Origin of the sequence: Brevundimonas nasdae (genome assembly GCF_019395145.1) — a bacterium.
Lineage (GTDB): Bacteria > Pseudomonadota > Alphaproteobacteria > Caulobacterales > Caulobacteraceae > Brevundimonas > Brevundimonas nasdae.
The window spans coordinates 140874-164719 of record NZ_CP080034.1; the positions used below are offsets into that span (position 1 = coordinate 140874).

Annotated in this window: 33 protein-coding genes, 1 tRNA gene and 1 other RNA gene; 28 read left to right on the forward strand and 7 right to left on the reverse strand. The window is 66.8% G+C overall.

All coding sequences use genetic code 11. The annotated features are described in order from the left end of the window. Positions 1–27 precede the first annotated feature (27 nt). Complete coding sequence (locus KWG56_RS00730; RefSeq protein ID WP_219353335.1) at positions 28–378, forward strand: hypothetical protein; 351 nt, start codon at positions 28–30, stop codon at positions 376–378. Between the two features lie 60 nt (positions 379–438). On the opposite strand, the gene KWG56_RS00735 is transcribed toward KWG56_RS00730, so the two are convergent. Beyond that, a complete protein-coding gene (locus KWG56_RS00735) occupies positions 439–1134 on the reverse strand; it encodes a hypothetical protein (protein WP_219353336.1) in 696 nt (231 codons plus the stop codon). After that, positions 1131–1412, reverse strand: coding sequence for a hypothetical protein (locus KWG56_RS00740; RefSeq protein ID WP_219373670.1), 282 nt, complete (start codon positions 1410–1412; stop codon positions 1131–1133). Before KWG56_RS00740 ends, KWG56_RS00735 begins: the two co-directional genes overlap by 4 nt. A 104-nt stretch (positions 1413–1516) precedes the next feature. Here KWG56_RS00740 and KWG56_RS00745 point away from each other — a divergent pair, with 104 nt between their 5' ends. Further along, on the forward strand, positions 1517–2077 hold the full coding sequence (locus KWG56_RS00745) for a S24 family peptidase (protein WP_219353338.1): 561 nt from the start codon (positions 1517–1519) through the stop codon (positions 2075–2077). Here KWG56_RS00745 and KWG56_RS00750 read toward each other — a convergent pair. Then, positions 2065–2556: a hypothetical protein gene (locus KWG56_RS00750; protein ID WP_219353339.1), complete on the reverse strand. Its 492-nt coding sequence runs from the start codon at positions 2554–2556 to the stop codon at positions 2065–2067. The two genes, KWG56_RS00745 and KWG56_RS00750, sit on opposite strands and share 13 nt — an antisense overlap. 539 nt (positions 2557–3095) lie before the next feature. Beyond that, entirely contained in the window at positions 3096–3365 is a 270-nt protein-coding gene (locus tag KWG56_RS00755) for a hypothetical protein (protein WP_219353340.1), read from the reverse strand. Here KWG56_RS00755 and KWG56_RS00760 point away from each other — a divergent pair. The 11 genes from KWG56_RS00760 to KWG56_RS00810 all read left to right on the forward strand — a co-directional run bounded on the left by KWG56_RS00760 (position 3364) and on the right by KWG56_RS00810 (position 8709). Then, positions 3364–3696, forward strand: a complete 333-nt coding sequence (locus KWG56_RS00760; RefSeq protein WP_219353341.1) for a hypothetical protein — start codon at positions 3364–3366, stop codon at positions 3694–3696. The two genes, KWG56_RS00755 and KWG56_RS00760, sit on opposite strands and share 2 nt — an antisense overlap. Further along, on the forward strand, positions 3693–4091 hold the full coding sequence (locus tag KWG56_RS00765; protein ID WP_219353342.1) for a hypothetical protein: 399 nt from the start codon (positions 3693–3695) through the stop codon (positions 4089–4091). Before KWG56_RS00760 ends, KWG56_RS00765 begins: the two co-directional genes overlap by 4 nt. Beyond that, on the forward strand, positions 4088–5830 hold the full coding sequence (locus KWG56_RS00770) for a ParB/RepB/Spo0J family partition protein (protein ID WP_219353343.1): 1743 nt from the start codon (positions 4088–4090) through the stop codon (positions 5828–5830). The genes KWG56_RS00765 and KWG56_RS00770 overlap by 4 nt, the downstream gene beginning before the upstream one ends. Then, a complete protein-coding gene (locus KWG56_RS00775) occupies positions 5830–6285 on the forward strand; it encodes a LexA family protein (protein WP_219353344.1) in 456 nt (151 codons plus the stop codon). The genes KWG56_RS00770 and KWG56_RS00775 overlap by 1 nt, the downstream gene beginning before the upstream one ends. 11 nt (positions 6286–6296) lie before the next feature. Further along, positions 6297–6464 (forward strand): hypothetical protein, encoded by a 168-nt coding sequence (locus tag KWG56_RS00780; protein ID WP_219353345.1) that lies wholly within the window; start codon positions 6297–6299, stop codon positions 6462–6464. Beyond that, a complete protein-coding gene (locus KWG56_RS00785; RefSeq protein ID WP_219353346.1) occupies positions 6461–6787 on the forward strand; it encodes a Lar family restriction alleviation protein in 327 nt (108 codons plus the stop codon). Before KWG56_RS00780 ends, KWG56_RS00785 begins: the two co-directional genes overlap by 4 nt. Continuing rightward, positions 6784–7179, forward strand: a complete 396-nt coding sequence (locus KWG56_RS00790) for a hypothetical protein (protein WP_219353347.1) — start codon at positions 6784–6786, stop codon at positions 7177–7179. Before KWG56_RS00785 ends, KWG56_RS00790 begins: the two co-directional genes overlap by 4 nt. 87 nt (positions 7180–7266) lie before the next feature. After that, positions 7267–7698, forward strand: coding sequence for a helix-turn-helix domain-containing protein (locus KWG56_RS00795; protein ID WP_244999587.1), 432 nt, complete (start codon positions 7267–7269; stop codon positions 7696–7698). Then, positions 7698–8027 carry a hypothetical protein gene (locus KWG56_RS00800; RefSeq protein ID WP_219353348.1) on the forward strand — a complete coding sequence of 110 codons (330 nt, stop codon included), beginning with the start codon at positions 7698–7700 and terminating at the stop codon, positions 8025–8027. The genes KWG56_RS00795 and KWG56_RS00800 overlap by 1 nt, the downstream gene beginning before the upstream one ends. Beyond that, positions 8027–8305, forward strand: coding sequence for a hypothetical protein (locus tag KWG56_RS00805; RefSeq protein WP_219353349.1), 279 nt, complete (start codon positions 8027–8029; stop codon positions 8303–8305). The genes KWG56_RS00800 and KWG56_RS00805 overlap by 1 nt, the downstream gene beginning before the upstream one ends. Next, positions 8305–8709: an ASCH domain-containing protein gene (locus tag KWG56_RS00810; protein WP_219353350.1), complete on the forward strand. Its 405-nt coding sequence runs from the start codon at positions 8305–8307 to the stop codon at positions 8707–8709. Before KWG56_RS00805 ends, KWG56_RS00810 begins: the two co-directional genes overlap by 1 nt. Positions 8710–8714: 5 nt before the next feature. Here the strand turns inward: KWG56_RS00810 and KWG56_RS00815 are convergent, their stop codons facing one another. Continuing rightward, a complete protein-coding gene (locus KWG56_RS00815; RefSeq protein ID WP_219353351.1) occupies positions 8715–8987 on the reverse strand; it encodes a hypothetical protein in 273 nt (90 codons plus the stop codon). 86 nt (positions 8988–9073) lie between these two features. On the opposite strand from KWG56_RS00815, the gene KWG56_RS00820 reads away from it, so the two are divergent. Genes KWG56_RS00820 through KWG56_RS00835 form a run of 4 tightly spaced genes read left to right on the forward strand, consistent with a single transcriptional unit; the run spans position 9074 to position 11647 of the window. Continuing rightward, complete coding sequence (locus tag KWG56_RS00820; protein ID WP_219353352.1) at positions 9074–9295, forward strand: hypothetical protein; 222 nt, start codon at positions 9074–9076, stop codon at positions 9293–9295. Continuing rightward, positions 9292–10404: a phage Gp37/Gp68 family protein gene (locus KWG56_RS00825; RefSeq protein ID WP_219353353.1), complete on the forward strand. Its 1113-nt coding sequence runs from the start codon at positions 9292–9294 to the stop codon at positions 10402–10404. The genes KWG56_RS00820 and KWG56_RS00825 overlap by 4 nt, the downstream gene beginning before the upstream one ends. After that, positions 10401–10595, forward strand: a complete 195-nt coding sequence (locus KWG56_RS00830) for a hypothetical protein (RefSeq protein ID WP_219353354.1) — start codon at positions 10401–10403, stop codon at positions 10593–10595. The genes KWG56_RS00825 and KWG56_RS00830 overlap by 4 nt, the downstream gene beginning before the upstream one ends. A 5-nt stretch (positions 10596–10600) precedes the next feature. Beyond that, positions 10601–11647 carry a tyrosine-type recombinase/integrase gene (locus KWG56_RS00835; protein ID WP_219373671.1) on the forward strand — a complete coding sequence of 349 codons (1047 nt, stop codon included), beginning with the start codon at positions 10601–10603 and terminating at the stop codon, positions 11645–11647. A gap of 49 nt (positions 11648–11696) precedes the next feature. On the opposite strand, the gene KWG56_RS00840 is transcribed toward KWG56_RS00835, so the two are convergent. Next, positions 11697–11772, reverse strand: a tRNA-Ile gene (locus KWG56_RS00840). Positions 11773–11990: 218 nt separating this feature from the next. Here KWG56_RS00840 and KWG56_RS00845 point away from each other — a divergent pair. Beyond that, positions 11991–12746, forward strand: coding sequence for an SIMPL domain-containing protein (locus KWG56_RS00845; RefSeq protein ID WP_201100660.1), 756 nt, complete (start codon positions 11991–11993; stop codon positions 12744–12746). A gap of 73 nt (positions 12747–12819) precedes the next feature. Here the strand turns inward: KWG56_RS00845 and panD are convergent, their stop codons facing one another. Next, on the reverse strand, positions 12820–13176 hold the full coding sequence (gene panD / locus KWG56_RS00850) for an aspartate 1-decarboxylase (protein ID WP_219353356.1): 357 nt from the start codon (positions 13174–13176) through the stop codon (positions 12820–12822). A 224-nt stretch (positions 13177–13400) separates the two neighbouring features. On the opposite strand from panD, the gene sppA reads away from it, so the two are divergent. The 10 genes from sppA (at position 13401) to KWG56_RS00900 (ending at position 23838) form a co-directional block, all read left to right on the forward strand. Further along, a complete protein-coding gene (gene sppA / locus KWG56_RS00855; RefSeq protein ID WP_219353357.1) occupies positions 13401–15182 on the forward strand; it encodes a signal peptide peptidase SppA in 1782 nt (593 codons plus the stop codon). 141 nt (positions 15183–15323) lie between these two features. Further along, positions 15324–15647 carry a hypothetical protein gene (locus KWG56_RS00860; protein ID WP_219353358.1) on the forward strand — a complete coding sequence of 108 codons (324 nt, stop codon included), beginning with the start codon at positions 15324–15326 and terminating at the stop codon, positions 15645–15647. A gap of 12 nt (positions 15648–15659) precedes the next feature. After that, positions 15660–16421, forward strand: coding sequence for a peptidoglycan recognition protein family protein (locus tag KWG56_RS00865; protein ID WP_219353359.1), 762 nt, complete (start codon positions 15660–15662; stop codon positions 16419–16421). A 32-nt stretch (positions 16422–16453) separates the two neighbouring features. Next, an RNA gene (gene rnpB, locus KWG56_RS00870) (RNase P RNA component class A) lies at positions 16454–16831 on the forward strand. Positions 16832–17325: 494 nt separating this feature from the next. Continuing rightward, complete coding sequence (locus KWG56_RS00875) at positions 17326–17802, forward strand: division/cell wall cluster transcriptional repressor MraZ (RefSeq protein WP_201100664.1); 477 nt, start codon at positions 17326–17328, stop codon at positions 17800–17802. After that, the gene (gene rsmH, locus KWG56_RS00880; RefSeq protein ID WP_219353360.1) at positions 17799–18764 is read left to right on the forward strand and encodes a 16S rRNA (cytosine(1402)-N(4))-methyltransferase RsmH; all 966 of its coding nucleotides are present in this window, start codon (positions 17799–17801) and stop codon (positions 18762–18764) included. Before KWG56_RS00875 ends, rsmH begins: the two co-directional genes overlap by 4 nt. Next, positions 18761–19159, forward strand: a complete 399-nt coding sequence (gene ftsL, locus KWG56_RS00885) for a cell division protein FtsL (protein ID WP_201100666.1) — start codon at positions 18761–18763, stop codon at positions 19157–19159. Before rsmH ends, ftsL begins: the two co-directional genes overlap by 4 nt. Continuing rightward, positions 19156–20937 (forward strand): peptidoglycan D,D-transpeptidase FtsI family protein, encoded by a 1782-nt coding sequence (locus KWG56_RS00890; protein ID WP_219353361.1) that lies wholly within the window; start codon positions 19156–19158, stop codon positions 20935–20937. Before ftsL ends, KWG56_RS00890 begins: the two co-directional genes overlap by 4 nt. Beyond that, positions 20934–22397, forward strand: coding sequence for a UDP-N-acetylmuramoyl-L-alanyl-D-glutamate--2,6-diaminopimelate ligase (locus KWG56_RS00895; protein WP_219353362.1), 1464 nt, complete (start codon positions 20934–20936; stop codon positions 22395–22397). The genes KWG56_RS00890 and KWG56_RS00895 overlap by 4 nt, the downstream gene beginning before the upstream one ends. Then, positions 22390–23838 (forward strand): UDP-N-acetylmuramoyl-tripeptide--D-alanyl-D-alanine ligase, encoded by a 1449-nt coding sequence (locus tag KWG56_RS00900; RefSeq protein ID WP_219353363.1) that lies wholly within the window; start codon positions 22390–22392, stop codon positions 23836–23838. The genes KWG56_RS00895 and KWG56_RS00900 overlap by 8 nt, the downstream gene beginning before the upstream one ends. Positions 23839–23846: the final 8 nt, after the last annotated feature.

Genomic DNA, 23846 nt, shown 5'->3' on the forward strand with positions numbered 1-23846 from the left:
TACGAGGCTCCCGTAATGGAGGGTGAGATGGCGAAGGCATTGAAGGCTGTAGCGGCCGAGTTGACGGACACGGGCGTGCGCTTCGGCTTCGAACGGCTGGGCGAAAAGTTCACCTGGGATGCGAACGTCACCGCGCTCGAAGGGCTGGCGCAGGTCGCCATGCGCGGCATGATCGCCAAGGGGGCGGCGCTGCGACGGCCTGTCGAAGCAATCCAGTTTGCGGACAAACCCGATCGCGATGGCCAGCCGCCGGTCCTGACGGTCGAGACGGAAGACGGGGTCATCGCCCTGGACCTGACTTGGCAGCAGGTGACGGCGTTGTCGAAGCTGGCGGAGGGAATGCTCCACCACGCACCCACGACCGGCCGTCCCACCTGACCCAACCCAGCGAATGAAGGTCGAGCAGGCGCGCCCCGCGCGATGCATCGAAGGGGGCGGTCATCCGCGCTCTCCCTCGATTACGGCCCGCAGGTTGCCGAAGTTCGCCACAAGGCGGGTCAGGGCCGGATCGGCAAGCGCCGCCAGCGGGCCGTCCATCCACGTCACGAACCGGGTGTCGAACCCCCCGTAGGCGGGGGGCATGGGCTTCATCGGCGGCGCGGTTTCCCGCCCCGCCGACTCGCCTTCTCCTGCAGGTTCCACGCACACAGGAGAAACTTGATGGCCGCTCGCGACATAGACGGCGTATTCACACTCAGAATCCCGCAGGCCGGCGAAGCCAGGGTGGAGGTCTTTCCTGAGGGTCGTCCGCCCGTTCGCGTCGCGTTCACACGCCGCGTCAGGATACACCACGTCCATGCCCACGAGACCTTCGAGGCGAGCTTCGAAGTCCCCGCCGTCCGAGGCGAGGCGGACGTGGACATAGCCCGGCGCGCAATGACCGAACTGGAACTGCGCGTCCGCCGCTTTAAGGCCGGCTCCATCGTCCGGTGAGATAAAGGGGATGACGCGAATGCCTTCGCGTGGTGCGTGGCCCATCCAGCGCTGGAACAATCGTCCCACGACCGCATGGCCGAAGGTCAGGTCAAGCGTCCGTCCCTCGGCCGTGAACCGCAGGGTGAAAGCCGCGTTTTCGCGGGCGTACAAGGTCTCGATGTCGGCGCTCTCGCGCGACGCTGCGAAGGGCGCGCTCATTGCGCATCCTCGCGCGCCGGAGCGGCGTCGAGGTACGCTTCGCCATTGATCGGCTCGAAATCCGCATAGGCCAAATCGACGTTCAGGTCGTCTTTCGCGCCTTGGATGATCGCCGGTCGCACGGGATGCGGCACCACTCCACCAGTTCCACCACGCGACTTTGGCCACGTCCAAGCATGAACCCGCGACCGATCTCGACGTGTCCATCGGGCAAGGGTCTGGATCGAGAAGCGCTCGATCAGACGAGCAGCTGGTGTTTGGGTATTATGAGAGGTCATGGCTAAGGTTCTTGCCAGTGTCGCGATTATCGCGATACATGTCGCGAGTGATTCGCGTAGAAAGACAATCCCCGAGCGTCGCATTTTACGCGACACCTTCGCGCATGAAGCCCGAAGAGATCCGCTCACGTCTGCGTGCCACCGGCCGAAGCCAGGCCGCTCTGGGCCGTCATATCGGCGCCAGCAAGGATTCCATGTCCCGCCTCATGACCGGACAGCGCCGGTTGCAGGCGGTCGAGGTCGAGCGGATCAAGGAGTTCTTCGCCGAGGACGCTCCAGCGGGTCCTGCTTACGACACCCTGGATGTTTACGGGTATGTGCAGGCTGGCGGGGACGATCTCGTGTCGCTGGCTGACGGGCAGGTGATCGACCGAATCGAAGTGCCGGCCGGCCTCGTGCGAGGGTCGGCGATTGGAATCCGGGTAGTGGGGGACAGCATGGAGCCCCGGCTATTCTCGGGTGAGACCGTGATCGTGGGGCTGAACATGCCGCCCCAGAGGGACCGCGACTGCGTCGTGGAGTTTCGCGACGGCTCAGCGATCGTCAAACAGTACAAAGGACAGCGCGACGGCACTGTCTTCCTTCACCAATATAATCCCGACAAAGAGGTTAGGATCGACGCCTCCAAGGTGAAGGCGATCCATGCGGTGCTTTACCGCCGGTAGGTTTCTTCTCGGAGATTGATCAGCGCATCGTAATCCCTGCGGCGCCAAGCGTCACAGACTTTATGATCGCCCTCCGGTCCTAGCCAATGCATCTGGCAGTCAAACTGCCAGCGCTCCGGGAAGGCGCATCCGTCCTCAAGTCTTTGGTAGGCGCTCCGACCGGCCTCGCCTTCACTATTTCGGCTCCACGTCGCGTAGTCATTGATCGATGGCGCGTCATGGAATAGCGCCACACGCCCTCCATCCCGAGGCGCGATGAAAGCCGTCTCGCCGACATACGCGCCCATTCGATTCTTGGCGTTCACCACGCCACACACCGCCTTTGGCGTCGTCGCCAGATACCGAAGCTTTGCCGAGTAGGGGTCGAACAGCGACGCCGTGACCGCGTCCCGCGCGGCGTTCGTCGGGGTTCCCGGAATCCTGTCGCATGCAGAAATCCCAAGCCCCAGCGCAACCACCAATATTACCCGGTCGTGCATGCAACACCCCCCCCCAGCGCGAGACGTGACACACCTAAACCCTCTTGACGTGTCGCGATGAACGCGACAGTGTCGCGATCATATCGCGGCATACGCGATGTTGGAGCGCGACATGCACAACTCGTTTGGATCGACTTACCGCGACTCGCTCCCCTCAGCGAGAGGGGCCTCCATCCTTCCCTTCCGTCGTCCCGCCCCCACGGACGACGCCGATGCGATTGCAAGCATCATCCTGGCCATGGAGGCCGCCCCGGCCGCGCCGATTATCATGGCGGCCAAGGGCTTGGACGGCGCCCATTATGTGGGGGCCTCTATCCTTCCGTTCCGCCGTCGCCGACACTGGTCGCCGTTTGAAATCTGGTTGGTTGAGCGGGTCGATTTCGATGCGGACGCCGTCGTCGAAACCCAGGCCCTTTACGACGATTACTGCGCTTGGATGACTCGCCGCAGTCGGGTGCGCAACGCCACGACCCTCCGGCTGTTCGCGCGCTTGCTGACGGACCACGGCGTGCTTCACGCCGGACGGTCGCGGAACGGCTCTACGCTTCGGGAAGGCCTGTCCCTTCGAGCGCTTCCTGAACCAGGTCCACAGCCCGGCCTAAGGCGCGCATTTCGGGGTCTGACCAAATCTCTCCGATTCTGGGCCGCTCGGCCCTCAGACGCCGCTGCAAGGGCGTCAGGTCTTCGCTCAGCGCGCGCCGCTGATCGTCGGAGAGACGCCCGATGACCAACGTGATTGCATATCCCGCGCCCTCGACTGCCGCTTCCAGCGCCTCGATCCGCTCCAGCATCCGTTCGGCTTCCGACATGGTTCTCTCCTTTGCTGGCAGCAAAGACCATGGCGCGCGGCGCGGCAAGCACGCCGCCGCCAGTCCCGACGCTGTCGCCAGCGTCATCCTGGCGATGGAAGCCGGACCAGCCGCGCCGATCATCGTGGCGGCCAAGGGGCTGGACGGCGCCCATTATGTGGGTGTCTCTGTCGCGGCCCAGGCGCATCGGCTAACCCCGTCCGAGGCTTGCCTCGCGGCCGACTGCCTGATGTGCGATCCTTCGGTCCTGGGCTTCGCTGACATCGCCCAGCGCCTTCGTGACGCGGCCTATGCCGCCAGTCGCGCCTATCTGCGGAGCGGCCGCGGATGACGGGCTCGACCGCCCATGCGAGCGCCGCTCGTCCGATTCCGGTCACCGCTCAAGCAGCGGGCGACCGCGTCGTCCGCGATAGCGCACCAAAAAGCCTGCCGGACACCCTGTTCGAGATCGCCTACCGTCAGCTGACGCCCGTCCCGGCGGACTTCCCGCTGCGTCAGACCATGGCCGGTTACACCGAGACACAGGCCGTCGCCGTCATGGTCGAGACCCTGGCGATCAAGCCGGGCCTTCTGACCGCCCTGGAAGAGCCGGACGCTCGCCGCTGCTGGATCGCCCTGGCCCCCAATGGCCGCCGCCTCGCGCGCTTCGCCGGCCTCGACGCCGCCGCCGTCAACCTCGCCCTCGCCAGCCTGGATGCAGGCGGCTTTCAAAGGACCGCCGCATGAGCGCCCCCCTGACCCTCGCGCATGGCCTCAGCAACGCCGCACTGAATGGCGAGGACCTGCTGCGCGCCCTGGCGGCCCGCCCGATGGGCTCGCCTTTCGCCAGCCAGACCGAGATCGCCAAGGCGACGGACAGGGCGCCCAAGAACATCGGCCGCGACCTGTCGCAGCTGGAGGCGGCGAAACTGATCCAGGCGCCCGGCCCGGACTATGGCGAATGGTCGGCCGCCGCCCTGACGGATGCCGGTTGGGACGCCCTGTCGGCGCTGGACCGCGCCGCCGGCGTTTCGGACGGCGGCGGGCTGATCTTCTGGTCGCCCAGCCTGCTGGACGACAATCCGCTGAACCCGCGCAAGACCTATGACCCAAACTCGCTGGGGACGTTGGCCGACACGGTCGAAGCGGACGGCCAGATCATCGAACCCCTGTCGGTCTCGCCGGTCCGTGCAAACGGTCGGCGGGTCGTCTGGGCCGGGCACAGGCGCAAGCGCGCCGCCCTGATCGTCGAGGCGCGGTTCGCCGCGCGCGGCGAGGCTCTGCCGCCCGGCCTGGTCAATGGCGTGCCCTGCGTCGAACGCGACGCCACCCCGGCCGAAAGCCTGTTTATCGCCGTGGTCGAAAATGGTGCGCGCGAGAACCTTCCCCCGTGGGAAGACGCTCAGGCCTTGGCCGCCTTGGCGGCCGAGACTGGATGGTCGGGCCGCGAACTGGCCCGCCGCACCGGACGCGCGCCCAAGCTGGATCAAGGCGACGAAGAGGGCGTCCGCGACGTCCAGGAAAAGATCAAGGTTGTGAAAACCGCGCCAGCCGAACTGGTCGAGGCGCATGAAGCCGGGGCCATCACCTGGGAGCAGCTGCGCAGCGCCATGCGCAACGGCGGCCTGCCGACCCCAGCGCGGCCCGGTCCGCAAGCCGAGGACGTCTTTCCGCCTTCGGCCGGTGAACTGCGACAGGACGACAATCGCACGCCCGATGACCAGGTCGCCGGCCACGCGCCCGCGCATGAACCCACCATCGAACTGAACGCCGTTCAGCGCCTGACGCTGCTGGAGATCCTGCATGCGGCGCGGCATGCCCCGGACCGTCTGGTGGTCGGCGACGAAGGCGAGGGCGTCGCCTATGCCCCAACCGGCAAGTACTGGCTCGATCTGGTCGCCTCGACGCTCCAGACGCTTCGGCTGATCGATTTCAAGCACCATGGCCGTCCCTATGTCCGGGCAACCCCTGCGGGCCATCGCTGGCTGCAAGACGCCTATGGCCCCGACATCCACAGCGCCGATGCTGACACGGCCCGACGCTCGCTTATCAAGGCTCTTGCCCAGGCGAATGCGGCCTTCGGCGATGCCGCCTTCGTTCAGGGCTACACCACGGCCTGGCTGAACCCGCCCGCCCAGCCGGAACCGGCCGCACAGCCGACCCCGGCCGCCGCAACGGATGATGCGCCCCAAGTGGACGTCGAAGACGCCGTCGCCGCCCAGCTGCTGAACGACGCGCGCGCCCTGGTCGATCTCGACGACCCCGGCTCGACCTCGGTGCGCAACATCCTGGCGCGCGCGGGCCTGTGCGGCCCGTTCATGGCCTCGGACGGCGACCCTGGCGTGGTCCTGGACGGCGACGGCGCCACCACCCTGGTCACGGACGTCGACAACCAGCTGACCGACGACGTGGCCAAGGCCCGCGCCCTGGTGATGGCCGCCGCTCTCAACCGCTTCTGCGCCATCGACCCCAAGGAGGTCCTGTGATGGCCATGTCGCTAACCACGCGCCAGGCTGAATGCCTGGCCTTCATCCGCGCCACCATTGCCTCCCACGGTCGCGCACCCTCGCTTCAGGACATCTGCGACGAGATGGACCTGTCCTCAAAGAGCCAGGCCCACGTCCTGCTTACCGCGCTGGAAGAGCGCGGGGCCATACGGCGCCTGCCCAATCGCGCCCGCGCCATCGAACTATTGTCCGCCACGCCGCCCGCCGATCTTCGCGCCCTTGCCGACACGGCGTTGGACAGTCTGATCACCAACGCCCTGGGTGAACGCCTGCGGCGCCGGTGGGCCAAGGATGACGCCGGGACGGATGACAAGGCGATCCAGCCGCCTGCCGCGCCGCGCATCAGCCCGACCGCTCCGCCACGCCCCCGCACGCCGGAAGACGGCCGCACGATTCAGACCCCCGAGGACGGCCATCCCGTCCACACACGCTGAGGATCATCGCCATGGAACACCGCGTCCGCGCCGTCCTGCATTCCGGCCCCGTCGAACAGGATTGCCCCGACCAAGCGTCGGCCGCCGACCTGTTCGACCGCCTCCGCCAGATCGCCCCGACCATCCGCATCGAACGCCTTCTGGGCACCCGCGTCGTCGAAGTGGCGGGCGTGTCGTGAGGGGCGCGAACCCCTGTCCCTTTTGCGCCGCGCACAAGATCGGCGTCAGTCGCCGAGGCGGCGTCCGGTTCTGGGCGCGCTGCTTATCCTGCGAGGCTGAAGGGCCAACCAGCCGAACGCCCGAAGAAGCGATCGCGCGATGGAATGCCCGACACCGGGAAGAGGCTCAGCAGAAGGCGATCACCGCGATCCATAGAATCGTCACGCCGGACCAGGGCGAAAACCTCTCCGACGATGAACGCGCCATTTTCGCCGTGACGTCCTCGATCCTCTTCCCGCCGGACCGTTCCGGCCTTCGTCCGCATCGCAGGATCGACGCATGAACCGCCCCTGGTTCGAAGCCGCCCCCGCCCTCGCGGCCGCTGGCGTCCCCGACGACCGCATCCCCGTCACCCCTCTGAAGGCCAACCTGATGTCTGCCGACTACGCCCTGTTGCCCCGCATCGACACGGTCGCCAAGCCCCGCGTCTTCCCCGACCTCGCCGCGCTCGCCGCCTCGATCGAGCGCCAGCGCCAGGGGCAGGGCCTGTTCCTGGAAGAGGTCCAGGACCTCCAACCGCTCGGCGCGCCGGATCATGTCCGCGCCGTCAAGGTCTGGACGACCGACATCGACGGCCGCCAGGACCGCATGATCGGCTTCGCCTACCTCAAGGGCGCAGGCCGTGAACTGCTGGAATGGGCGCTGCGCCTCGCGCGGCGGCGGGCCGCCGCCTGATGACCCTTCTCCGTCTGCATCGGCTGGTTTTCTGGCTGATCGGCCGGGATCGCCTTCTCTGACCACCACCAACCCAAAGGCTACCGCATGACCCACGCCCTGTCCGCCGACATCGACCCGACCGACATCGCCATCGGCGCGCGCATCCGCACCCGGCGCGAGACCCTGCGCATCACCCAGGCCCAGCTGGCCGCCGGCTGCGCCGTCACCTTCCAGCAGGTCCAGAAGTACGAACGCGGCGTCAACCGCGTCTCGGCCGCCCGCCTGCTCCAGATCGCGGCCGTGCTGAAGACGACCGGCGCCGACCTGCTGGGCGAACTGGAAAACGCCGCCGACGACCTGGCGCTGGCCACCCCCGGCGCCATGGCGTTGCTGACCGCCTTCCGCCGGATCGAGGGCGGCGAGACCCGCGATGCGGTGCTGGCCATCGTTCAGTCGCTCGCCGCCGCCGATGCGCCCGCGCTGGGCCGCATCCCGTTCGACGACGTCCGCGACGGACCGAGCATGGTCGCCAACTGATGCGCGCGACCGATCACATGCGCCTGGAAAACCAGACCCGCGACGCCGCCAAGCGGCTGACCCGCACGGCCGCGCTCCCGTCCCTGACGGCGGTTCTGAACGCCCAGGAAGGCCTGGGCGTCGGCGTAGCATGGGCGGCCGAGGATATGACCCTCGGCGAGATCGAGTTCGTCGCCTACATCCCGCTCAAACAGCTGTCCGAGAACCGGGCCGAGGGCGCGCAAAACGGCTGCGAAGACTGCGCCGCCGCGAAAGGCCGCATCGATCTCGCGGTCGCGGCCCTGCTGCCGGGCTTCGTGCCGGGCGTGCCCGCGACGGGGCGCTGCTGATGCCCAAGGTCGCGACTATCAACTACGGCTTCGGCATCGCCCGGCTCTGGGGAGACTTTACGGCAGAGACCGTCGAACGGGTCTTCTACGAACACGCCAACCAGTGCTTTGGCATTAGAAAATCCATCAGCTGCTGCACCGTCACCTCGATCAAGGATGACGAGTTCCCCAAAGTGTTCGGCGTCAAGCCTGACCGCATCGCCGTCGTGCTGATGCACAGCGGCGACACGATCGTCTGGGGTCGCAGCGGCAAGAAGATCAAATCGGAGTTCGATTGATGGTCGCCTATTCGTTCAAAGGCCGGTTCGAACCCCGCATCCAGGCGCGCACGAAGCAACAGACGATCCGCGCCGTCGGCAGGAAGCGCCACACGCGGCCGGGCGAGCGCATGACGCTGACAACGGGCGACCGCTTCCATCCGCGCCTGATCGGCGAGGCGGTCTGCCAGTCGGTCGTTCCGATCCAGATGCACCTCGCCGTCGGGTCGATCATGCTCGCTTCGGTCGCGCAGCCGGCGCGCCTGATCACGGCTGTGGCCGATCTCGACGCCTTCGCCGTTCTGGACGGCTTCGACGACTGGGCCGACCTGATCGCGTTCTGGAAACAGACGCATCCGACCGCGCATCACAGCTTCGCCGGCCTGTGCATCAGCTGGGGCGACACCTTCAAGGTGGCGTCATGATCGGCCTATCGACCCATCCAGTCATGCGGGCCGGTTCGCCGCCGCGTGGGAGCCGGAACGCGAGGCCGATCCTCCGGGATTTCGTTCACCATCTGATGCAGACGGGGTCCAGTCGCGGTCAGGCTCATCATATACAGCTGCTTGCAGTTGTCGCATTTGCCGTAATGAGCGGTGTATCCGCGCATGTCGCGGGTCTCGGTAAGGCCCACCCGGCCCTTGCCGCAGGTCGGGCAGCGCGGCCGGACATCACTGTCCAGCCATTTGCGTACGGCCTTCATGATGCCGCCCCAGGCTGTGCGGACGGGGTTGAAAAGGGATGTGGGCTCCATAGACCTGACGTTGCCATAACGGCGGCAGTCGCGCCATGACCCAGCAGGATCGAACGACAACGCGCGGCGCCTATGACCGCATGGTCAGGGCCTGGTCACCGCCCAAGGCCAAGCGCGCCTGCGCCCGCGACCCCAAGGCCGGACCGGGATCGTGCGGCCATTGGTGGGAGGGATGCCCCAAGGCGGAAGAACGTGGGTGTTTCCTCGCCCATATGAAGGCCTGGGCCGCCGGTCCACGTCGAGGGGCGGCGTCATGAGCAAGATCGAATGGACCGAGCGGTCCTGGAACCCGATCATTGGTTGCGCCATCGTCTCGCCGGGCTGCACCAACTGCTACGCCATGCGGATGGCGCATCGTCTCGGCCAGAACCCGATGACGCCGAACTACGCAGGCCTGACCCACGTCGTGAACGACAAGCCAGTCTGGACGGGCGAGATCCGCCTCGCGAGTCATGACGCCATCACGGCGCCGATGAGGCGCAGGACGCCGACCACCTGGTTCGTCAACTCCATGTCCGACCTGTTCGCGGATGGGGTTGAAGACGACTGGATCGACGCCGTCTTCGCCGTCATGGCCCTGACGCCCCAGCATACCTATCAGGTCCTGACCAAGCGGCCTGACCGGATGCGGGACTATGCCTCACACGTCAGCCTGGAGCGGCTGGCCACGGCCTTCGGGCAGGGGGCGCTGCCGATCACGCGGAACGACGTTTATCGGGCCTTTGGCATGGCCGAAAAGTTCTCTTACGATCCGCCGACCCCGCGCCTGCCGCTCCGCAACGTCTGGCTGGGCGTGTCCGCCGAAGACCAGCGCCGCGCGGATGAACGCATTCCGATCCTGCTGGACACCCCCGCCCAGACCCGGTTCGTCTCGATCGAGCCGATGCTGGGGCGGATCAGCCTGGTCAGCGACCTGGGCGGCATCCAGTGGATGGGAGGGCAACGCGGCTGTGGAGGAACGCACGTCGGCAGGGGCGCGCCAGGTTGCCCCCGAACCCCGCACCACCATCACGACGCCCGCTGCCGACCCGGTCTCGACTGGGTCATCGTGGGCGGCGAGAGCGGACCAGGCGCTCGGCCCATGCACCCCGACTGGGCGCGTCAGCTCCGCAACGAATGCCACGCCGCCGACGTGCCCCTCTTCTTCAAACAGTGGGGTGAATGGGCTGTCCATCTTGATCGCGACATCGACGATGACGACTGGCGCGCGGACTACGGCCGGATGGAAAGAGGTCGCTATCGCTGGCTCAATCTGGAGGGCGGAATCGGCTTCCATGGCGAGCGGTTCCACGTCATGCGTCGTGTGGGCAAGAAGGCCGCCGGCCGCCTTCTGGATGGCGTTCAGCACGACGGCATGCCGGGATGACAAGCCGTGTCGCCTTCACCGCAGCGGACATCAAACGCGCCATGGGCGTGATGGAGAAGTGCGGCCATCAGGTCGCCGCCGTTGACTTCCCGAAAGAAGGCGGCTTTCGCTTGGTGTTGGGCGACCGGATGGAGGTCGCCGCAGCAAGGGCGACCGGGCGGAACGAGTGGGATGACGTTCTGCCCCAATGAACGGCATGGCGACCATCGAACTGGCCTATGTCCAGCGGTTCAAGGATCGCCATGGACGAATCCGCCACTATTACCGGCGCAAGGGGTACGCGACCGTCGGCTTGCCCGGTGATCCAGGCTCGGTCGAGTTCATGGCCGCCTATGCCCAGGCCCATGGCCGAGCGCCAAAGACCGATCCCGCGACGAAGGTCCAGCCGCGTTCGATCAATCATCTGATGGTCGAATACTATCGCTCGGCCGACTTCCTTGATCTGGAGCCCCAGACCCAGAAAACCTATCGCCAGATCCTTGACCGTTTCCGGGCCGGGGCCTGGGGCGGGCGGTCCGCCGTCTCGATCGAGCCGCAGCACCTCAACGGCATCTTTCACCAGATGGCCGATAGACCCGGCGCCCAGCGCAATCTGCGCAAGCGGCTGATGAAGGCTTTCGCCGTCGCCGTCGAACTGGGCTGGCGCAAGGATAACCCCGTGCGCGAGACCAAGGCCAGAAAGCGGAAGTCCAAGGGGTTCATTCCGTGGTCCGAGGCCGAGATCGCCACGTTCGAGGCCAAGTGGGGGGAGGGGACGCGGGAACGGCTGGCGCTCTATCTGCTGCTTTACACCGGCGTTCGTCGGTCCGACGTCGTCGGCATGGGCCAGCAGCACGTCAAGAACGGCCGGATCGCCGTGACCCAGGACAAGACCGATGTCCCGATCTGGATTCCGGTCCATCCACGCCTGAAAGCCGAGATCGCCCGTCACGGCGCCGGGATGACCTTCATCCTGACCCAGTACGGCAAACCCTTCTCCCCCGCCGGCTTCACCAGCTGGTTCGTGGAGCGAGCGGCGCTCGCAGGCGTGCAGGGCCGAACCCCTCACGGCCTGCGAAAGGCGGCAGGCCGTCGGCTGGCCGAGGCAGGCGCAACAACCAAGGAAATCGCCGCTGTTCTGGGCCACACCAGCCTGGATGAGGTCGAAACCTACACCCGCTCGGCCGACCAGGCGAAGCTGGCCGACATGGCCATCGCCAAGCTGGAAAAGGCCGAAAAGAGAACACCCCGTGTCAAACCCTGAGTGTCAAACCTCCTAACCTCTTTGTTTTTATTGCCGAAAACATAGGGGGTGGTAGGCCCGGAGGGACTCGAACCCCCAACCAGACCGTTATGAGCGGTCGGCTCTAACCATTGAGCTACAGGCCCCCGGGCGATTTGCGTCGCGGGACACCTCGCCTAGCAGGGGCGGGTGCGGCTTGCCAAGACAGTGTGTGCCCAACAGATGTCTTTCCGCGATGTCATGAAGATGAACGAAATCTGCCAATCGGGCGTTGGCGTACATTCAGGCTGGAAAGGCGAAGGTTGTCGCCATAACGGATGACGACCTCGTCAACCGCGATCGCCCCCACGGAGAGAATGATCACATGACCCGCACGTTCAAGGCCCTGGCTATGGGTGGCGCAATGGCCGCTGCTGTCGCCCTGACCGCCGCCGCTTCGCCGACCCTGGCGCAGACTGTCCAAACCGGAGTCCAGACCGTGCAAGCCGCACCCGCCCTGAATCTGTCGGCCTATGGCGAAGTGAAGATCAAGCCGGACATGGCCACCATCAGCTTCGGCGTTCAGACCGAGGCGACGACCGCCGCCGCCGCCCTGCGCGACAACGCGACCCAGATGACGCAGGTCATGGCCGCCCTGCGTCGTGCAGGCATCGCCGAGCGCGACATCCAGACCTCTGGCCTGAACGTCCAGGCCCAGTACGACTATGTGCAGAACGAACCGCCCAAGCTGCGCGGCTATCAGGCCATCAACCGCGTGACGGTGACCATCAATGACCTGAACAAGGTCGGCACGACGGCCGACGCCGTGGTCGCCGCAGGCGTCAATCAGGTCGACGGCATCAGCTTTGGTCTGAAGGATGCTTCGGCGGCTGAAAACCAGGCCCGCCAACTGGCCGTCCGCGCCCTGCAGTCCAAGGCGCAACTGTATGCCCAGGCCCTGGGCGTGCAACTGGGCGGCATCCGCTCGCTGAACGAAGGCGGCGGTTATTCGCCCCAGCCGCCTATGCCGATGCCGGCCCCCATGTTCGCTCGTGCGGCCATGGCGGACTCCACCCCCGTCTCGGCTGGCGAACTGACCGTTCGGATCGACATCAACGGCGTGTACGACATCGTCCGCTGATCGTCAGATCGCCCAAGAAGAAAGGCCCGCCGTCACCGGCGGGCCTTTTTGATTCTGGCAGGGCGCTGAATGATCAGGCCGAGCGTTTGATGTTGTTGTCGTCGTCCAGCAGGACGACGTTGGGCGTCCACTGGCGGGCTTCGGCGTCGGGCAGCTGGCCGTAGGTGACCACGATCACCTTGTCGTTCTTCTGCACCAGACGGGCGGCGGCCCCGTTGACGCCGATGACCTTGGACCCGCGCGGGGCCTGGATGGCGTAGGTGGTGAAGCGTGCGCCGTTGGTGATGTTCAGCACATCGACCTGCTCGTTCGCATAGATGCCCGCAGCATCCAGCAGGTCCATGTCGATGGCGATGGAGCCCTCATAGTCCAGATCGGCCTGGGTCACCGTGGCGCGGTGCAGCTTGGACTTCATCAGGGTGACCAGCATGGGTGCGGTCTCCGAATACACGCGGGGCGATAGGCCCCCGCTCGCAGGCGGCTGATATAAGGATTTCAGGGGCGGTCATCAATCGTCTCGTTGCGATGCAGCGAGAACGGCGCCGTGGTTGCGAATCCTGCACGCAGATTGCCTGACGTTCATTTGACCGCAGCCCCCGTCCCACTATGTTGGACGCTCGGTCGCTTCTGACCTGCGCGGGCCTGCCTTTCTTCATGAAACAGTTCTTCCTGACGGTTCTCGGCGTCTTCACCGGGCTGATCCTCTTCCTGGTCGTGGTGCCGGTGGTTCTGTTGACGATGGCTGTGGCAAGCTCGTCCAAGCCCACGACGCCCGCTGCGGCGGTGCTGGAGTTGGACCTGCGCGCAGGCGTGTCAGACCAGCCCTCGACCAATCCCTTCGCGGCCTTCAGCGGCTCTGGCCTGTCGGCGACCCAGGTGGTCGATGTTCTGGCCCAGGCGGGCGAGGACCGCAGCGTCAAGGGGCTGCTGATCCGCCTGCCGGAAGCGGGCATGACCCCGGCGACGGCGGATGAGCTGCGTCAGGCGATCCACCGCTTCCGCAAGTCGGGCAAGCCGGTCATCGCCCACAGCCAGGGCTTCGCGCCGGCGGGCGCGGTGATGTCCACCTATATGGTCGGAACCTCGGCGGATGAGCTGTGGATGCAGAACACCTCGGGCTTCCAGGCGACGGGCTTCTCGGCCGACAGCGTGTTCTTGGGACGCGCCTTCGCTAAATACGGCGTTAAGGCCGATTTCGAGCAGCGCTACGAGTACAAGAACGCCGTCAACGAATACACCCAGAGCGACTACACCGGTCCGCATCGTGAGGCGATGACGGCCTGGATGGACGCCATGTACGGCTCGGCCTTGGCCGGAGCGGCGCAGGACCGCAAGACTACGCCTGAAGCTTTGAAGGCGGTCATCGAGGGTGGTCCCTATACGGCCAAGCAGGCGCTGGAGAACAAGCTGATCGACAAGATCGGCCAGGCCGAAGAGGCCGAGGCCGCAATCAAGCAACGCGCGGGCAAGGGGGCGGAGATCATCCCCTTCAACAAATACGCCTCTGACAAGGGCGACCGTCTGGGTTCAGGCAAGAACGCCATCGCCATCGTCGGGGGCGAAGGCGCGATCGTGACCGGGCGCGGCGGTTCGGGCGGCGGCTTCGGCGGCGGATCCTCGATCCGGTCGGACGACACGGCCAAGGCCATCTACGACGCCATCGAGGACAAGGATGTGAAGGCCATCGTCTTCCGCGTCTCTTCGCCCGGCGGGTCGCCGGATGCGTCGGAACAGATTCTGGCGGCGGTGCGTGCGGCGCGGGCGGCAGGCAAGCCGGTGGTCGTGTCCATGGGCGCCTATGCGGCCTCGGGCGGTTACTGGATCAGTTCCGAGGCTGACTGGATCGTGGCCCAGCCCACGACCCTGACCGGCTCCATCGGCGTGTTCGGCGGCAAGTTCGTTCTGGCGGACGCTCTGGGCCGGTTCGGCGTGGACATGCGCCAGTTGTCGGTCGGCGGCGAATATGCCGACGCCTTCTCTCCGACCCAGACCTTCACGCCGCAGCAACGGGCCGCCTTCTCGACCTCGATGGACCGCATCTACGACGACTTCATCCAGCGCGTCGCCACGGGCCGCAAACTGCCGCCCGAGCGGGTGCGTGAAATCGCCAAGGGCCGCGTCTGGACCGGCGCCCAGGCCCTGCCGCTGGGGCTGGTCGATCAATTAGGCGGTCTGACCGAAGCCGTGGCCAAGGCCAAAGAACTGGCCAAGATCCCGGCGGACGAATCTGTGCGCTTCAAACACTTCCCCAAGTCGAAATCGACGTTTGAGGCCCTGTCGGAAATGTTCGGCGTCCAGACGGAAGGCGCCAAGGCGCTGGTCATGCTGGGCGGCGTCATGTCGGACCCGCAGGCCCAGGCCGTCATGCGCCGCATCGAGGGCGACCGGATGCGCAGCCAGGGCGCGGTGGTTCTGGCCGACCAGCCGCAGTTCTGATCGCGCGATCCCGCCCCGATCTGGTCACGGGGACGTGCGACGACACGCGCGTCCCTGTTCCGCCGGTTTCCATTGACGGGAAACCATGTTGGACCGACATTGGCTCTTCGGCGTTCTTCGGAGCGCCTGAAAGGATTATCCATGTTCCAGCCTGAACGTTTCGCCACAGTCGGCTTCGCCGCACGACGCCGACCCAATGGTTTCGTCGCCTCGGTGATGTGGGTGTTCGGCCTTGTCGCAGGCGCTGCGGCGGTCGCCGTCGGCGCGATCCTGGCCATCTTTACAGCGGTGACCGTGGCGGTGATCGCCCTGTTCGCGGGGGTGCTGGTCTTCCTGGCGGGTCTGGCCATGAAGGCGCGCCGCAACATGACGCAGCGCCGCCGTTCAAGCGATGCTGACGTGATCGAGGCCCACAAGGTCGGCGAGACGTGGGTCGCTTATGGCTGGGAGCGCGACGGCCGCTAGGGCTGGTTTCCGATGGTTCAGATCATCGCGGCCCCGTCGCCGAACTTCGATGAACGTCGGGCCCCGCCCGACATGCTGGTGCTCCACTACACCGGAATGCCGTCGGGCGAGGCCGCGCTGGCGCGTCTGCGTGACGCCGAGGCCCAGGTGTCGGCCCACTATCTGATCGAGGAAGACGGCCGCATCTTCGGCCTGGTGCCGGAAGAACGCCGCGCCTGGCACGCCGGTCGCGGCGTCTGGCAGGGGCAGGACGACTGCAACGCCGCCTCCATCGGCATCGAGATCGTCAATCCGGGGCATGAGTTCGGCTATCGCGCCTTCCCGGAGGCGCAGATTGCGTCGGTCATCGCCCTGATCGGCGACATCCGCGAACGCTGGACCGTGCCTGACAGCCGCATCATCGGCCATTCCGACCTGGCGCCGGAACGCAAGGATGATCCCGGCGAACTGTTTCCGTGGAAGCGCCTGGCCGAGGCGGGCCACGGCCTCTGGTTCGAACCGGCGGTTGAACGGATCAAGGCCCTGGGCGGCCTGCTGCAAAAGGGCGATGACGGCATCGGCGTGGTCGTGCTGCGCGCAGGCCTGCATCGACTGGGATACGGCATCAAACCGGGCGGCGACTATGACGCCGAAACTGAAGGCGCCGTTCGCGCCTTCCAGCGCCACTGGCGCCAGAGCCGCGTTGACGGCGTGGCCGACGGCGAGACTCGCGCCCGTCTGGTGGGCCTGCTGCAGCTGGCCAGCGCCGAGAGCGTGACGGGCGTGCTGGATTGACCTTCGCGCCGGTTGCGCGCATCTAGCGCGCGCCAGACGGCTGGGCGGTCGCGGCAGGGTTCGCCCCTGTCGAGGAAAGTCCGGGCTCCACGGTGAAAAGGCGGCGGATAACTTCCGCCCGGGGTGACCCGAGGGATAGCGCCACAGAAAGCAAACCTCCGGCCTTGCGAGGCCGGTAAGGGTGAAAGGGTGGGGTAAGAGCCCACCGCGTAGGCGGCAACGTCGACGGCATGGCAAGCCCCGCCTGGAGCAAGACCAAATAGGGACATCGCGCGGGTTCGCTCGCGGGGTTCACCGCCTCAGATGTCCGGGTAGGTCGCGAGAACCGATCAGCAATGGTCGGTCCAGAGGAATGATCGTCGCCGCTTTTCGGAGCGGAACAAAACCCGGCTTACAGGCCGTCTGGCATATTTTTTCGACAGGCTGCGCCGTGCGCGGCGTGCGGTCAGCCGCCCCGTGTGCGGCAGAGGCCGATCGCGGCCTGATTCACCGCCCGGCGTTAAGCTTTGCCGTATTTTACAATCGGACCCGCAGCAATCGACACGGCGTTCATAGAGCAATGATCTTGTTGTTCTTTCGCGGGCTTCGGACGGGGCAGATCTTATCCCCCGGTTTGCCGATAGGGGCGTGGCTCCACAGGTCCCAGCTCGTTAACCTTTTGTCGCATCAGCAAGATTAGAGTCATGCACAGGCTGTGAATACTTTGAATGTTCTTTTTATGTTCACGGTATTTGAGTGTGTTTCCCGCGCCGCAAGCCGGGAACATGGTTAAGAGTCAGCTTCAATCCCATTGAGGCCCATTTCATCCCATGCTATCCCAATTTTCATGATTGGGGCTGTGAGGCTGCGCGGCGGGCGCAAGTCAGGCATCTAGGGACGGGTCGAAAGGCTCGATTGGACAGGCGTGTTTCTCTCGACTTACGAGAAACAATTGGACGGCAAGCGTCGTCTCCTGATCCCCAACGACTTCCGCACGACCGAAAACGGCGCAGCTGGCGGCGTCTTCATCTTCCCCTCCATCGAAGCGGACTGCCTGGAAGCGGGCGGCGATCGCCTGTTCGCCGTCTATGCCGAGATGATCGAATCCCTGCCGTTCGGATCTGAAGAACGTTCGGCGCTGGAGTGGCAGGTGATGGGCGAGCAGGTGCGCCTGTCCTATGACGCAGGCGGCCGCATCACCCTGCCGGAGGCCCTGTGCGCCGAGGCGGGGCTGGAGGACACGGTCGTCATCGTCGGCCTGAACGATCGTTTCCAGATTTGGTCGCGTGAGAAGTGGACGGCCCGACGGGCCGAACAGCGCGCCCTGGCCAAGGCGGGCATGGCCCAGATCGGCGCGCTGAAGCTGGCGGCGCAGATGAAGCTGGCGGGAGGCGGTTCGTGACTGATGCTCCCCACGCTCCTGTCCTGTTGACCGAGGTGATCGAGGCGTTGAAGCCCGGTCCCGGTGATGTGGTCATCGACGCCACCTTTGGCGCAGGCGGCTATACGCGCGCCATTCTGGCGACCGGCGCTGCGGTGATCGCCCTGGACCGCGACCCCACGGTCCAGCCGCACGCCGATTCGGTCGCGCGCGACTTCCCTGATCGTTTCCAGCTGATCCGCACGCCCTTCTCGGGCCTGGCTGGCGCCTTCGCCGACAGCGGTAAGGCGACGCTGGACGGCGCCGTCTTCGACATCGGCGTCTCGTCGATGCAGTTGGATCAGGCCGAGCGCGGCTTCTCCTTCATGCGCGACGGGCCGCTGGACATGCGCATGTCCGATGACGGCGCGACGGCTGCCGACATCGTCAACACCTGGGATCACGGGCCGCTGGCCCACATCTTCAAACTGTATGGCGAAGAGCGTCAGTCGGGCCGGGTGGCCACTGCCATCCTGCGCCGCCGCGCCGAACAGCCTTTCACCCGCACGCTGGATCTGGCTGAGGTGGTCGAGAAGGCTTTGGGCGGACGTCGCGGCGCGCCGATCCATCCGGCGACGCGGGTGTTTCAGGCGCTGCGGATCGCGGTGAATGACGAACTGGGCGAACTGGAGCGCGGGCTGGAAGCCGCCGAGGCGACGCTGGCGCCGGGCGGACGTCTGGCGGTCGTCACCTTCCATTCGCTGGAAGACCGCATCGTCAAAGCCTTCCTGACCGAACGCACAGGCAACGCCCCCGCCGGTTCGCGTCATGCCCCGATGGCCGTTGATCCGCGCAAGCCCAGCTTCACCCTGCAGTTCAAGGGCGCGCGCGAGGCGGGTGATGAGGAGCGTTCGATCAATCCGCGCGCCCGTTCGGCCAAGCTGCGCGCGGCGATCCGCACGGATGCCCCTGCCTGGGCGCCGGGCAAGGGGAGGGCGGCATGACGGCCAGTCCCTTCGCCTATCGCAAGAGCGTGCTCCAGCGTCTGTTCGACTGGAAGGTGCGCGGCGTCCGCTGGATCGAGATCATCGGCGTGGTGCTGGTCGCCGTCATGATCATGTCGGTCTATGTGGCCAAGGCGGCGGCGGCGCGCGAAAGCGCCAAGATCGCGGAACTGGAACGCGACATCCGCGAAACCAACCAGCGTGTGCGTCTGTTGCGCGCCGAGGCGGCCCGGCTGGAGCAGCCTGCGCGGCTTGAGGCCCTGTCGCGTCAGGCCGGCCTGGGGCCGGTCGATGTGCACAAACAGGGCGGCGAAGGCACTTTGACGGCGCTTGCGCCCGAGCCCGCCAAACCGGCTGAACCCTCTGCGACCCCGGCTGCGGAGAGCGCGCAATGAGCGTTCAGGACCACCGCGGCTATCCGCCTCAACGGCCTGCGCCGTCTCTGGATGTCCAGGGACGGCTTGCGCCCTTCTGGCGCTGGGTGTCGGAGCTGGTCTGGCGTCTGGAGCATGGGTTCGAGCGCGCCCGCGCCGACGCCCGCCCGGAAGAAGACACCCGCGTCCGCATCTTCCTGATCATGATCGTTTTCTCGGTCGTGTTCGCCGGTCTGGCGGCAGGCGCATCCTACAAGGCCCTGTTCGCCGATACGGGCGGACGTTGGTCGGCGGGCAATCCGAACGCACTGAGCCGCGGCGACCTGACGGACCGCAATGGCGAGCTGCTGGCCACCAACGTCATCCACTACGGCCTCTACATCAATCCGAACGAGATCTGGGACCGCGACCTGGCCTATCGTCAGATCCGCCGCGCCCTGCCGCGCATCCCGTCCGAACGCCTGCGTCGGGTGCTGGCCGGTGATCGCCGTCTGATCGTGATGAACGGCCTGACGCCGGCCGACAAGGCGGCGGTGCATAATCTGGCGCTGGGCGGCGTGACCTTCGAGGCCGAGGATCGTCGCGCCTATCCGCTGGGCACATCGGCGGTGCACATCGTCGGGGACGCCGACACGGGCGGCCGCGGCATCTCAGGCGCCGAACTGGCCTTCAACGACGAAATCCGCGCGGCGGGCCAGCGGGGGGAAAGCTTCCCCCTGTCCATCGACCTGCGCGTTCAGGGCGTGCTGGAGAACGAACTGGCCGCCGCCGCCATCAAGGCCCAGGCCAAGGGCGCGGTGGGCATCGTCACCGACGTCCAGACCGGCGAAGTCCTGGGCATGGCCAGCTGGCCGAACTTCAGCCAGGCCAACCGTAATGCAGCGCCGGACGGCGCGACCCTGAACCGGGCGGTTTCGGGCCACTATGAAATGGGGTCGGTGTTCAAGACCTTCACCGTGGCGGCGGGTCTGGACCTGGGCCTGGCGGACATGAACACCCAGTTCGACGCCTCGCAGGCCCTGCGGATCGGCAACCGCAGCATCAAGGACTTCCACGCCCAGAACCGTGTGATGTCGCTGGAGGAAGTCTATCTGCACTCGTCCAACATCGGCACCTCGCAGTTGGCGGTGCAGATGGGGGCGAACCGGATGCGCGACTATTTCGACCGTCTGGGCCTGCTGCGCGCCTCATCGGTGGAGCTGAGAGAATCGGCCAAGCCGGTCGTGCCGCGCCGTTGGGATGACTCCACCCTGGCGTCCCTGTCGTTCGGTTATGGCATCATGGTCACCCCGGCCCAGGTCATTCAGGCCATGGGCGCCCTGACCAACGGCGGGCGGATGGTTCCGCTGAGCCTGCGCAAGGGCGGGGCGGTGGGCGCCCAGACGCCGCAGATCGTCACCGAGGAAACCTCGCGCACCATTCTGGACCTGATGCGCCGCAACGTGGTCAAGGGGTCGGGCGGCTTCGCCGATGCGCCGGGCCTGCGGGTCGGGGGCAAGACCGGCTCGGCCAACAAGCTGGTCAATGGCCGCTATGAAGCCAACCACGCGGTCGGTTCGTTCGCGGCGGTCTTCCCTGTCGACGGGCCGCTGAACGCCAAACGCTACGCCATCCTGATCGTCGTCGATGAGCCGGGCTCCTATCCCAAGACGGGCGCCTATGTGGCGGCGCCTGCGGTGCGCAACACGGCCGACCGGATCGCGGGCTTCCTGGGCGTCGAACGCCGCGAAGACCGCTGGCGCACGGCGACGGGCGAAAAGGTCCCGGCCTATCAGGATGTCGCGGGGGACGGGCTGTGAGCGCGCTGCACCTGTCAGACCTGCTGCGCCGCGACGTGGCCTCCGATCCGGTGATCACCGGCGTCACCGCCGACAGCCGCAAGGTCGCGCCCGGCGCCCTGTTTGTGGCCCTGCCCGGATCGGCGGCGGACGGCCGCGCCTTCATTCCACAAGCCCTGGCGCAGGGGGCGGCGGCGGTGCTGGCGCCCAGCGACACGCCGGATAATGCGGCCCCGGTTCTGGTCACCTCTGGGGACGTGCGCCGGGCCTACGCCATCGCCGCGCGCAGCTTCTATGGCGCACAGCCCAAGACCTGCGTCGCCATCACCGGCACCAACGGCAAGACCTCGGTCGCCACCTTCTGTCGCGAAATCTGGGCCGACATCGGCCACAAGTCCGCCAGCATGGGCACCCTGGGCGTCATCGGTCAGAAGGGCGACAAGACCTACGCCCTGACTGGCCCCGGCCTGACCAGTCCCGACGCCGCCGAGGCCGCGCGTCTGCTGGCCGAATTGGCGCGCAAGGAGGTCACCCATCTGGCGCTGGAGGCCTCGTCCCACGGCATCGACCAGCGGCGTCTGGACGGCGTGGCGCTGAAGGCGGCGGGCTTCACCAACCTGACCCAGGATCACCTGGATTATCACGGTACGATGGAGAACTATCGCACCGCCAAGCTGCGCCTGTTCGAGGCCCTGCTGCCGCGCGGACGCACCGCAGTGCTGAACGCCGATTCCGACGCCTATTCCGCCTTCGCCTCGGCCTCGATCATGGCGGGACTGGGCGTATTCGGCGTGGGTGAGCGCGGGCGCGACCTGACGCTGATCGGACGCAAGGCGACGCCCGAGGGACAGCGCCTGACGCTGGATGTGCGCGGTTCGGTGCGCGAGATCCTTCTGCCGCTGGCGGGCGCCTTCCAGGCCTCGAACGCCTTGGTGGCGGCGGGTCTGTGCATCGCGGCGGGTGACGCGCCGGACGCCGTCGTCGGCGCTCTGGAGAACCTGACCGGGGCGCAGGGCCGTCTGCAGCGCATCGGCGCGCGCGCGGCGGGGGCCAAGGGCGAGGTTTATGTCGACTACGCCCACACGCCGGATGGTCTGGAGACGGTGCTGAACGCCCTGCGTCCCCATGCGACGGGCCGCCTGATCGTCGTCTTTGGCGCGGGCGGCGATCGCGACCGGGGCAAGCGTCCGCTGATGGGCGGGATTGCAGGCCGCCTGGCCGATGTCGCCATCGTCACCGACGACAATCCCCGTTCCGAAGACCCCGCCTCAATCCGCGCTCAGGTTCTGGCTGGCTATCCTGACGCCCTGGAGATCGGCGATCGCCGCACGGCCATCGAAACCGCCATTGAAATGATGGGCGACGGGGATGTGGTGGTCATCGCCGGAAAAGGGCATGAACAGGGTCAGATCGTCGGCGGGGTGACCCATCCCTTTGACGACGCCACTGTCGCGTCCGAGGCCCTGTCCCTTAATGCCTGATACCTCCGCCCGCCCGCTCTGGACGGCCGCCGAAGTCGCCGCCGCCACGGGCGGCGTGCTGCATGGCGACGACCGCCCGATCACGGGCGTCACCTACAACAGCCGCGAGATCGTCTCCGGCGACCTGTTCCTGGCCCTGAAGGGCGCGCGCGACGGACATGAGTTCGCCGCCAGCGCCTTCGCCGCCGGGGCCGCCGCCGCACTGGTCGAACATCAGGTCGAAGGCGGGCCGCACGTCGTGGTCGCCGACACCCTGCACGGGCTCGAGGCGCTGGGCGTCGCCGCGCGCAACCGAGCGCCCCATGTGAAGCGCGGCGCCGTCACCGGCAGCGTCGGCAAGACCAGCGTGACCCAGGCTATCAAGGCGGGCCTTGATCTGGCGGGGCCGTCGCATGGTTCGATCAAGAGCTACAACAACCATATCGGCGTGCCGCTGACCCTGGCGCGGATGCCGGTGGAGACCGAGCGCGCCATCTTCGAGATCGGCATGAACGCGCCGGGCGAGATCGCGCCGCTATCGAAGTTCGTCGCGCCCCACGCCGCCTGCGTCACCACGGTTGGCCCGGTCCATATCGAAGCCTTCGCCGACGGCGAGGCGGGGGTGGCGCGCGAAAAGGCGACGATCTTCCAGGGTCTGGTTCCCGGCGGAACGGCTGTGGCCAACGGCGACGTGGCCTATGCCGACGTGCTGGCCGAGGCGGCGCGGGCGGTCGGCGCGCGACTGGTGACTTTCGGCGGCGATGCGGCGCATGACGCCCGCCTGATCGACTTCCGCCCGGATGCGGAAGGGGCGGCTGTGACGGCGGACCTGTTCGGCCAGCGGATCGAATATCGTCTGGCCCAGTCCGGCGTGCATTGGGGGCTGAACAGCCTGTGCGTCCTGGCGATGCTGGATGCGCTGGACGTGCCGCTGGAGACGGGACTGCAGGCCCTGGCCGGGTTCCAGCCGCTGTCGGGGCGGGGACAGACGCGGATCGTAAGCCTGCCGGGCGGCGGCTTCACCCTGATCGACGAAAGCTATAACGCCAATCCGCTGTCGATGACGGCGGGCTTCAAGAGCCTGGGCGCGCGGGCGATCGCGCCCGGCGGGCGCCGCATCGTCGTTTTGACCGACATGCTGGAGTTGGGCGAACAGAGCCGCGCCCTGCATGAAGGCCTGGCTGCGCCCATCGAGGCGGCGGGGGTGGATGTGGTTCACGCCGCGGGGCCTGAAATGCGCCATCTATACGATGCACTGCCCGCCTCGCGTCGCGGCCTGTGGCGCCCGACGGCGGCGGAGCTGGCGGCTGAAGCGTCCGCGCTGGCGGCGCCCGGCGATATTGTCATGGTCAAGGGATCGAACGGGTCGAAGGCGTCGCTGGTCGCCAGAGCCCTGGCCGATCTGAACAGCGCCGAAGGGGGCTTGCCCTCAGGCGGCGACGCGCCCGGCGCGGCGCGGTAGGGGAACCG

What these genes read in the sequence shown, in the direction of transcription:
- KWG56_RS00730 (WP_219353335.1), top strand. Translation starts at nt 28, where the DNA reads ATGGCGAAGGCATTGAAGGCTGTAGCGGCCGAGTTGACGGACACGGGC.
- KWG56_RS00865 (WP_219353359.1), top strand. Translation starts at nt 15,660, where the DNA reads ATGGTTCAGATCATCGCGGCCCCGTCGCCGAACTTCGATGAACGTCGG.
- KWG56_RS00815 (WP_219353351.1), bottom strand. Translation starts at nt 8,987, where the DNA reads ATGAAGGCCGTACGCAAATGGCTGGACAGTGATGTCCGGCCGCGCTGC.
- KWG56_RS00810 (WP_219353350.1), top strand. Translation starts at nt 8,305, where the DNA reads ATGGTCGCCTATTCGTTCAAAGGCCGGTTCGAACCCCGCATCCAGGCG.
- KWG56_RS00765 (WP_219353342.1), top strand. Translation starts at nt 3,693, where the DNA reads ATGACGGGCTCGACCGCCCATGCGAGCGCCGCTCGTCCGATTCCGGTC.
- KWG56_RS00755 (WP_219353340.1), bottom strand. Translation starts at nt 3,365, where the DNA reads ATGTCGGAAGCCGAACGGATGCTGGAGCGGATCGAGGCGCTGGAAGCG.
- KWG56_RS00735 (WP_219353336.1), bottom strand. Translation starts at nt 1,134, where the DNA reads ATGAGCGCGCCCTTCGCAGCGTCGCGCGAGAGCGCCGACATCGAGACC.
- ftsL (WP_201100666.1), top strand. Translation starts at nt 18,761, where the DNA reads ATGACGGCCAGTCCCTTCGCCTATCGCAAGAGCGTGCTCCAGCGTCTG.
- KWG56_RS00775 (WP_219353344.1), top strand. Translation starts at nt 5,830, where the DNA reads ATGGCCATGTCGCTAACCACGCGCCAGGCTGAATGCCTGGCCTTCATC.
- KWG56_RS00825 (WP_219353353.1), top strand. Translation starts at nt 9,292, where the DNA reads ATGAGCAAGATCGAATGGACCGAGCGGTCCTGGAACCCGATCATTGGT.
- sppA (WP_219353357.1), top strand. Translation starts at nt 13,401, where the DNA reads ATGAAACAGTTCTTCCTGACGGTTCTCGGCGTCTTCACCGGGCTGATC.
- KWG56_RS00760 (WP_219353341.1), top strand. Translation starts at nt 3,364, where the DNA reads ATGGTTCTCTCCTTTGCTGGCAGCAAAGACCATGGCGCGCGGCGCGGC.
- KWG56_RS00790 (WP_219353347.1), top strand. Translation starts at nt 6,784, where the DNA reads ATGAACCGCCCCTGGTTCGAAGCCGCCCCCGCCCTCGCGGCCGCTGGC.
- KWG56_RS00900 (WP_219353363.1), top strand. Translation starts at nt 22,390, where the DNA reads ATGCCTGATACCTCCGCCCGCCCGCTCTGGACGGCCGCCGAAGTCGCC.
- KWG56_RS00830 (WP_219353354.1), top strand. Translation starts at nt 10,401, where the DNA reads ATGACAAGCCGTGTCGCCTTCACCGCAGCGGACATCAAACGCGCCATG.
- KWG56_RS00780 (WP_219353345.1), top strand. Translation starts at nt 6,297, where the DNA reads ATGGAACACCGCGTCCGCGCCGTCCTGCATTCCGGCCCCGTCGAACAG.
- KWG56_RS00740 (WP_219373670.1), bottom strand. Translation starts at nt 1,412, where the DNA reads ATGACCTCTCATAATACCCAAACACCAGCTGCTCGTCTGATCGAGCGC.
- KWG56_RS00770 (WP_219353343.1), top strand. Translation starts at nt 4,088, where the DNA reads ATGAGCGCCCCCCTGACCCTCGCGCATGGCCTCAGCAACGCCGCACTG.
- KWG56_RS00860 (WP_219353358.1), top strand. Translation starts at nt 15,324, where the DNA reads ATGTTCCAGCCTGAACGTTTCGCCACAGTCGGCTTCGCCGCACGACGC.
- KWG56_RS00750 (WP_219353339.1), bottom strand. Translation starts at nt 2,556, where the DNA reads ATGCACGACCGGGTAATATTGGTGGTTGCGCTGGGGCTTGGGATTTCT.
- KWG56_RS00800 (WP_219353348.1), top strand. Translation starts at nt 7,698, where the DNA reads ATGCGCGCGACCGATCACATGCGCCTGGAAAACCAGACCCGCGACGCC.
- KWG56_RS00820 (WP_219353352.1), top strand. Translation starts at nt 9,074, where the DNA reads ATGACCCAGCAGGATCGAACGACAACGCGCGGCGCCTATGACCGCATG.
- KWG56_RS00835 (WP_219373671.1), top strand. Translation starts at nt 10,601, where the DNA reads ATGGCGACCATCGAACTGGCCTATGTCCAGCGGTTCAAGGATCGCCAT.
- panD (WP_219353356.1), bottom strand. Translation starts at nt 13,176, where the DNA reads ATGCTGGTCACCCTGATGAAGTCCAAGCTGCACCGCGCCACGGTGACC.
- KWG56_RS00845 (WP_201100660.1), top strand. Translation starts at nt 11,991, where the DNA reads ATGACCCGCACGTTCAAGGCCCTGGCTATGGGTGGCGCAATGGCCGCT.
- KWG56_RS00795 (WP_244999587.1), top strand. Translation starts at nt 7,267, where the DNA reads ATGACCCACGCCCTGTCCGCCGACATCGACCCGACCGACATCGCCATC.
- KWG56_RS00890 (WP_219353361.1), top strand. Translation starts at nt 19,156, where the DNA reads ATGAGCGTTCAGGACCACCGCGGCTATCCGCCTCAACGGCCTGCGCCG.
- KWG56_RS00745 (WP_219353338.1), top strand. Translation starts at nt 1,517, where the DNA reads ATGAAGCCCGAAGAGATCCGCTCACGTCTGCGTGCCACCGGCCGAAGC.
- KWG56_RS00805 (WP_219353349.1), top strand. Translation starts at nt 8,027, where the DNA reads ATGCCCAAGGTCGCGACTATCAACTACGGCTTCGGCATCGCCCGGCTC.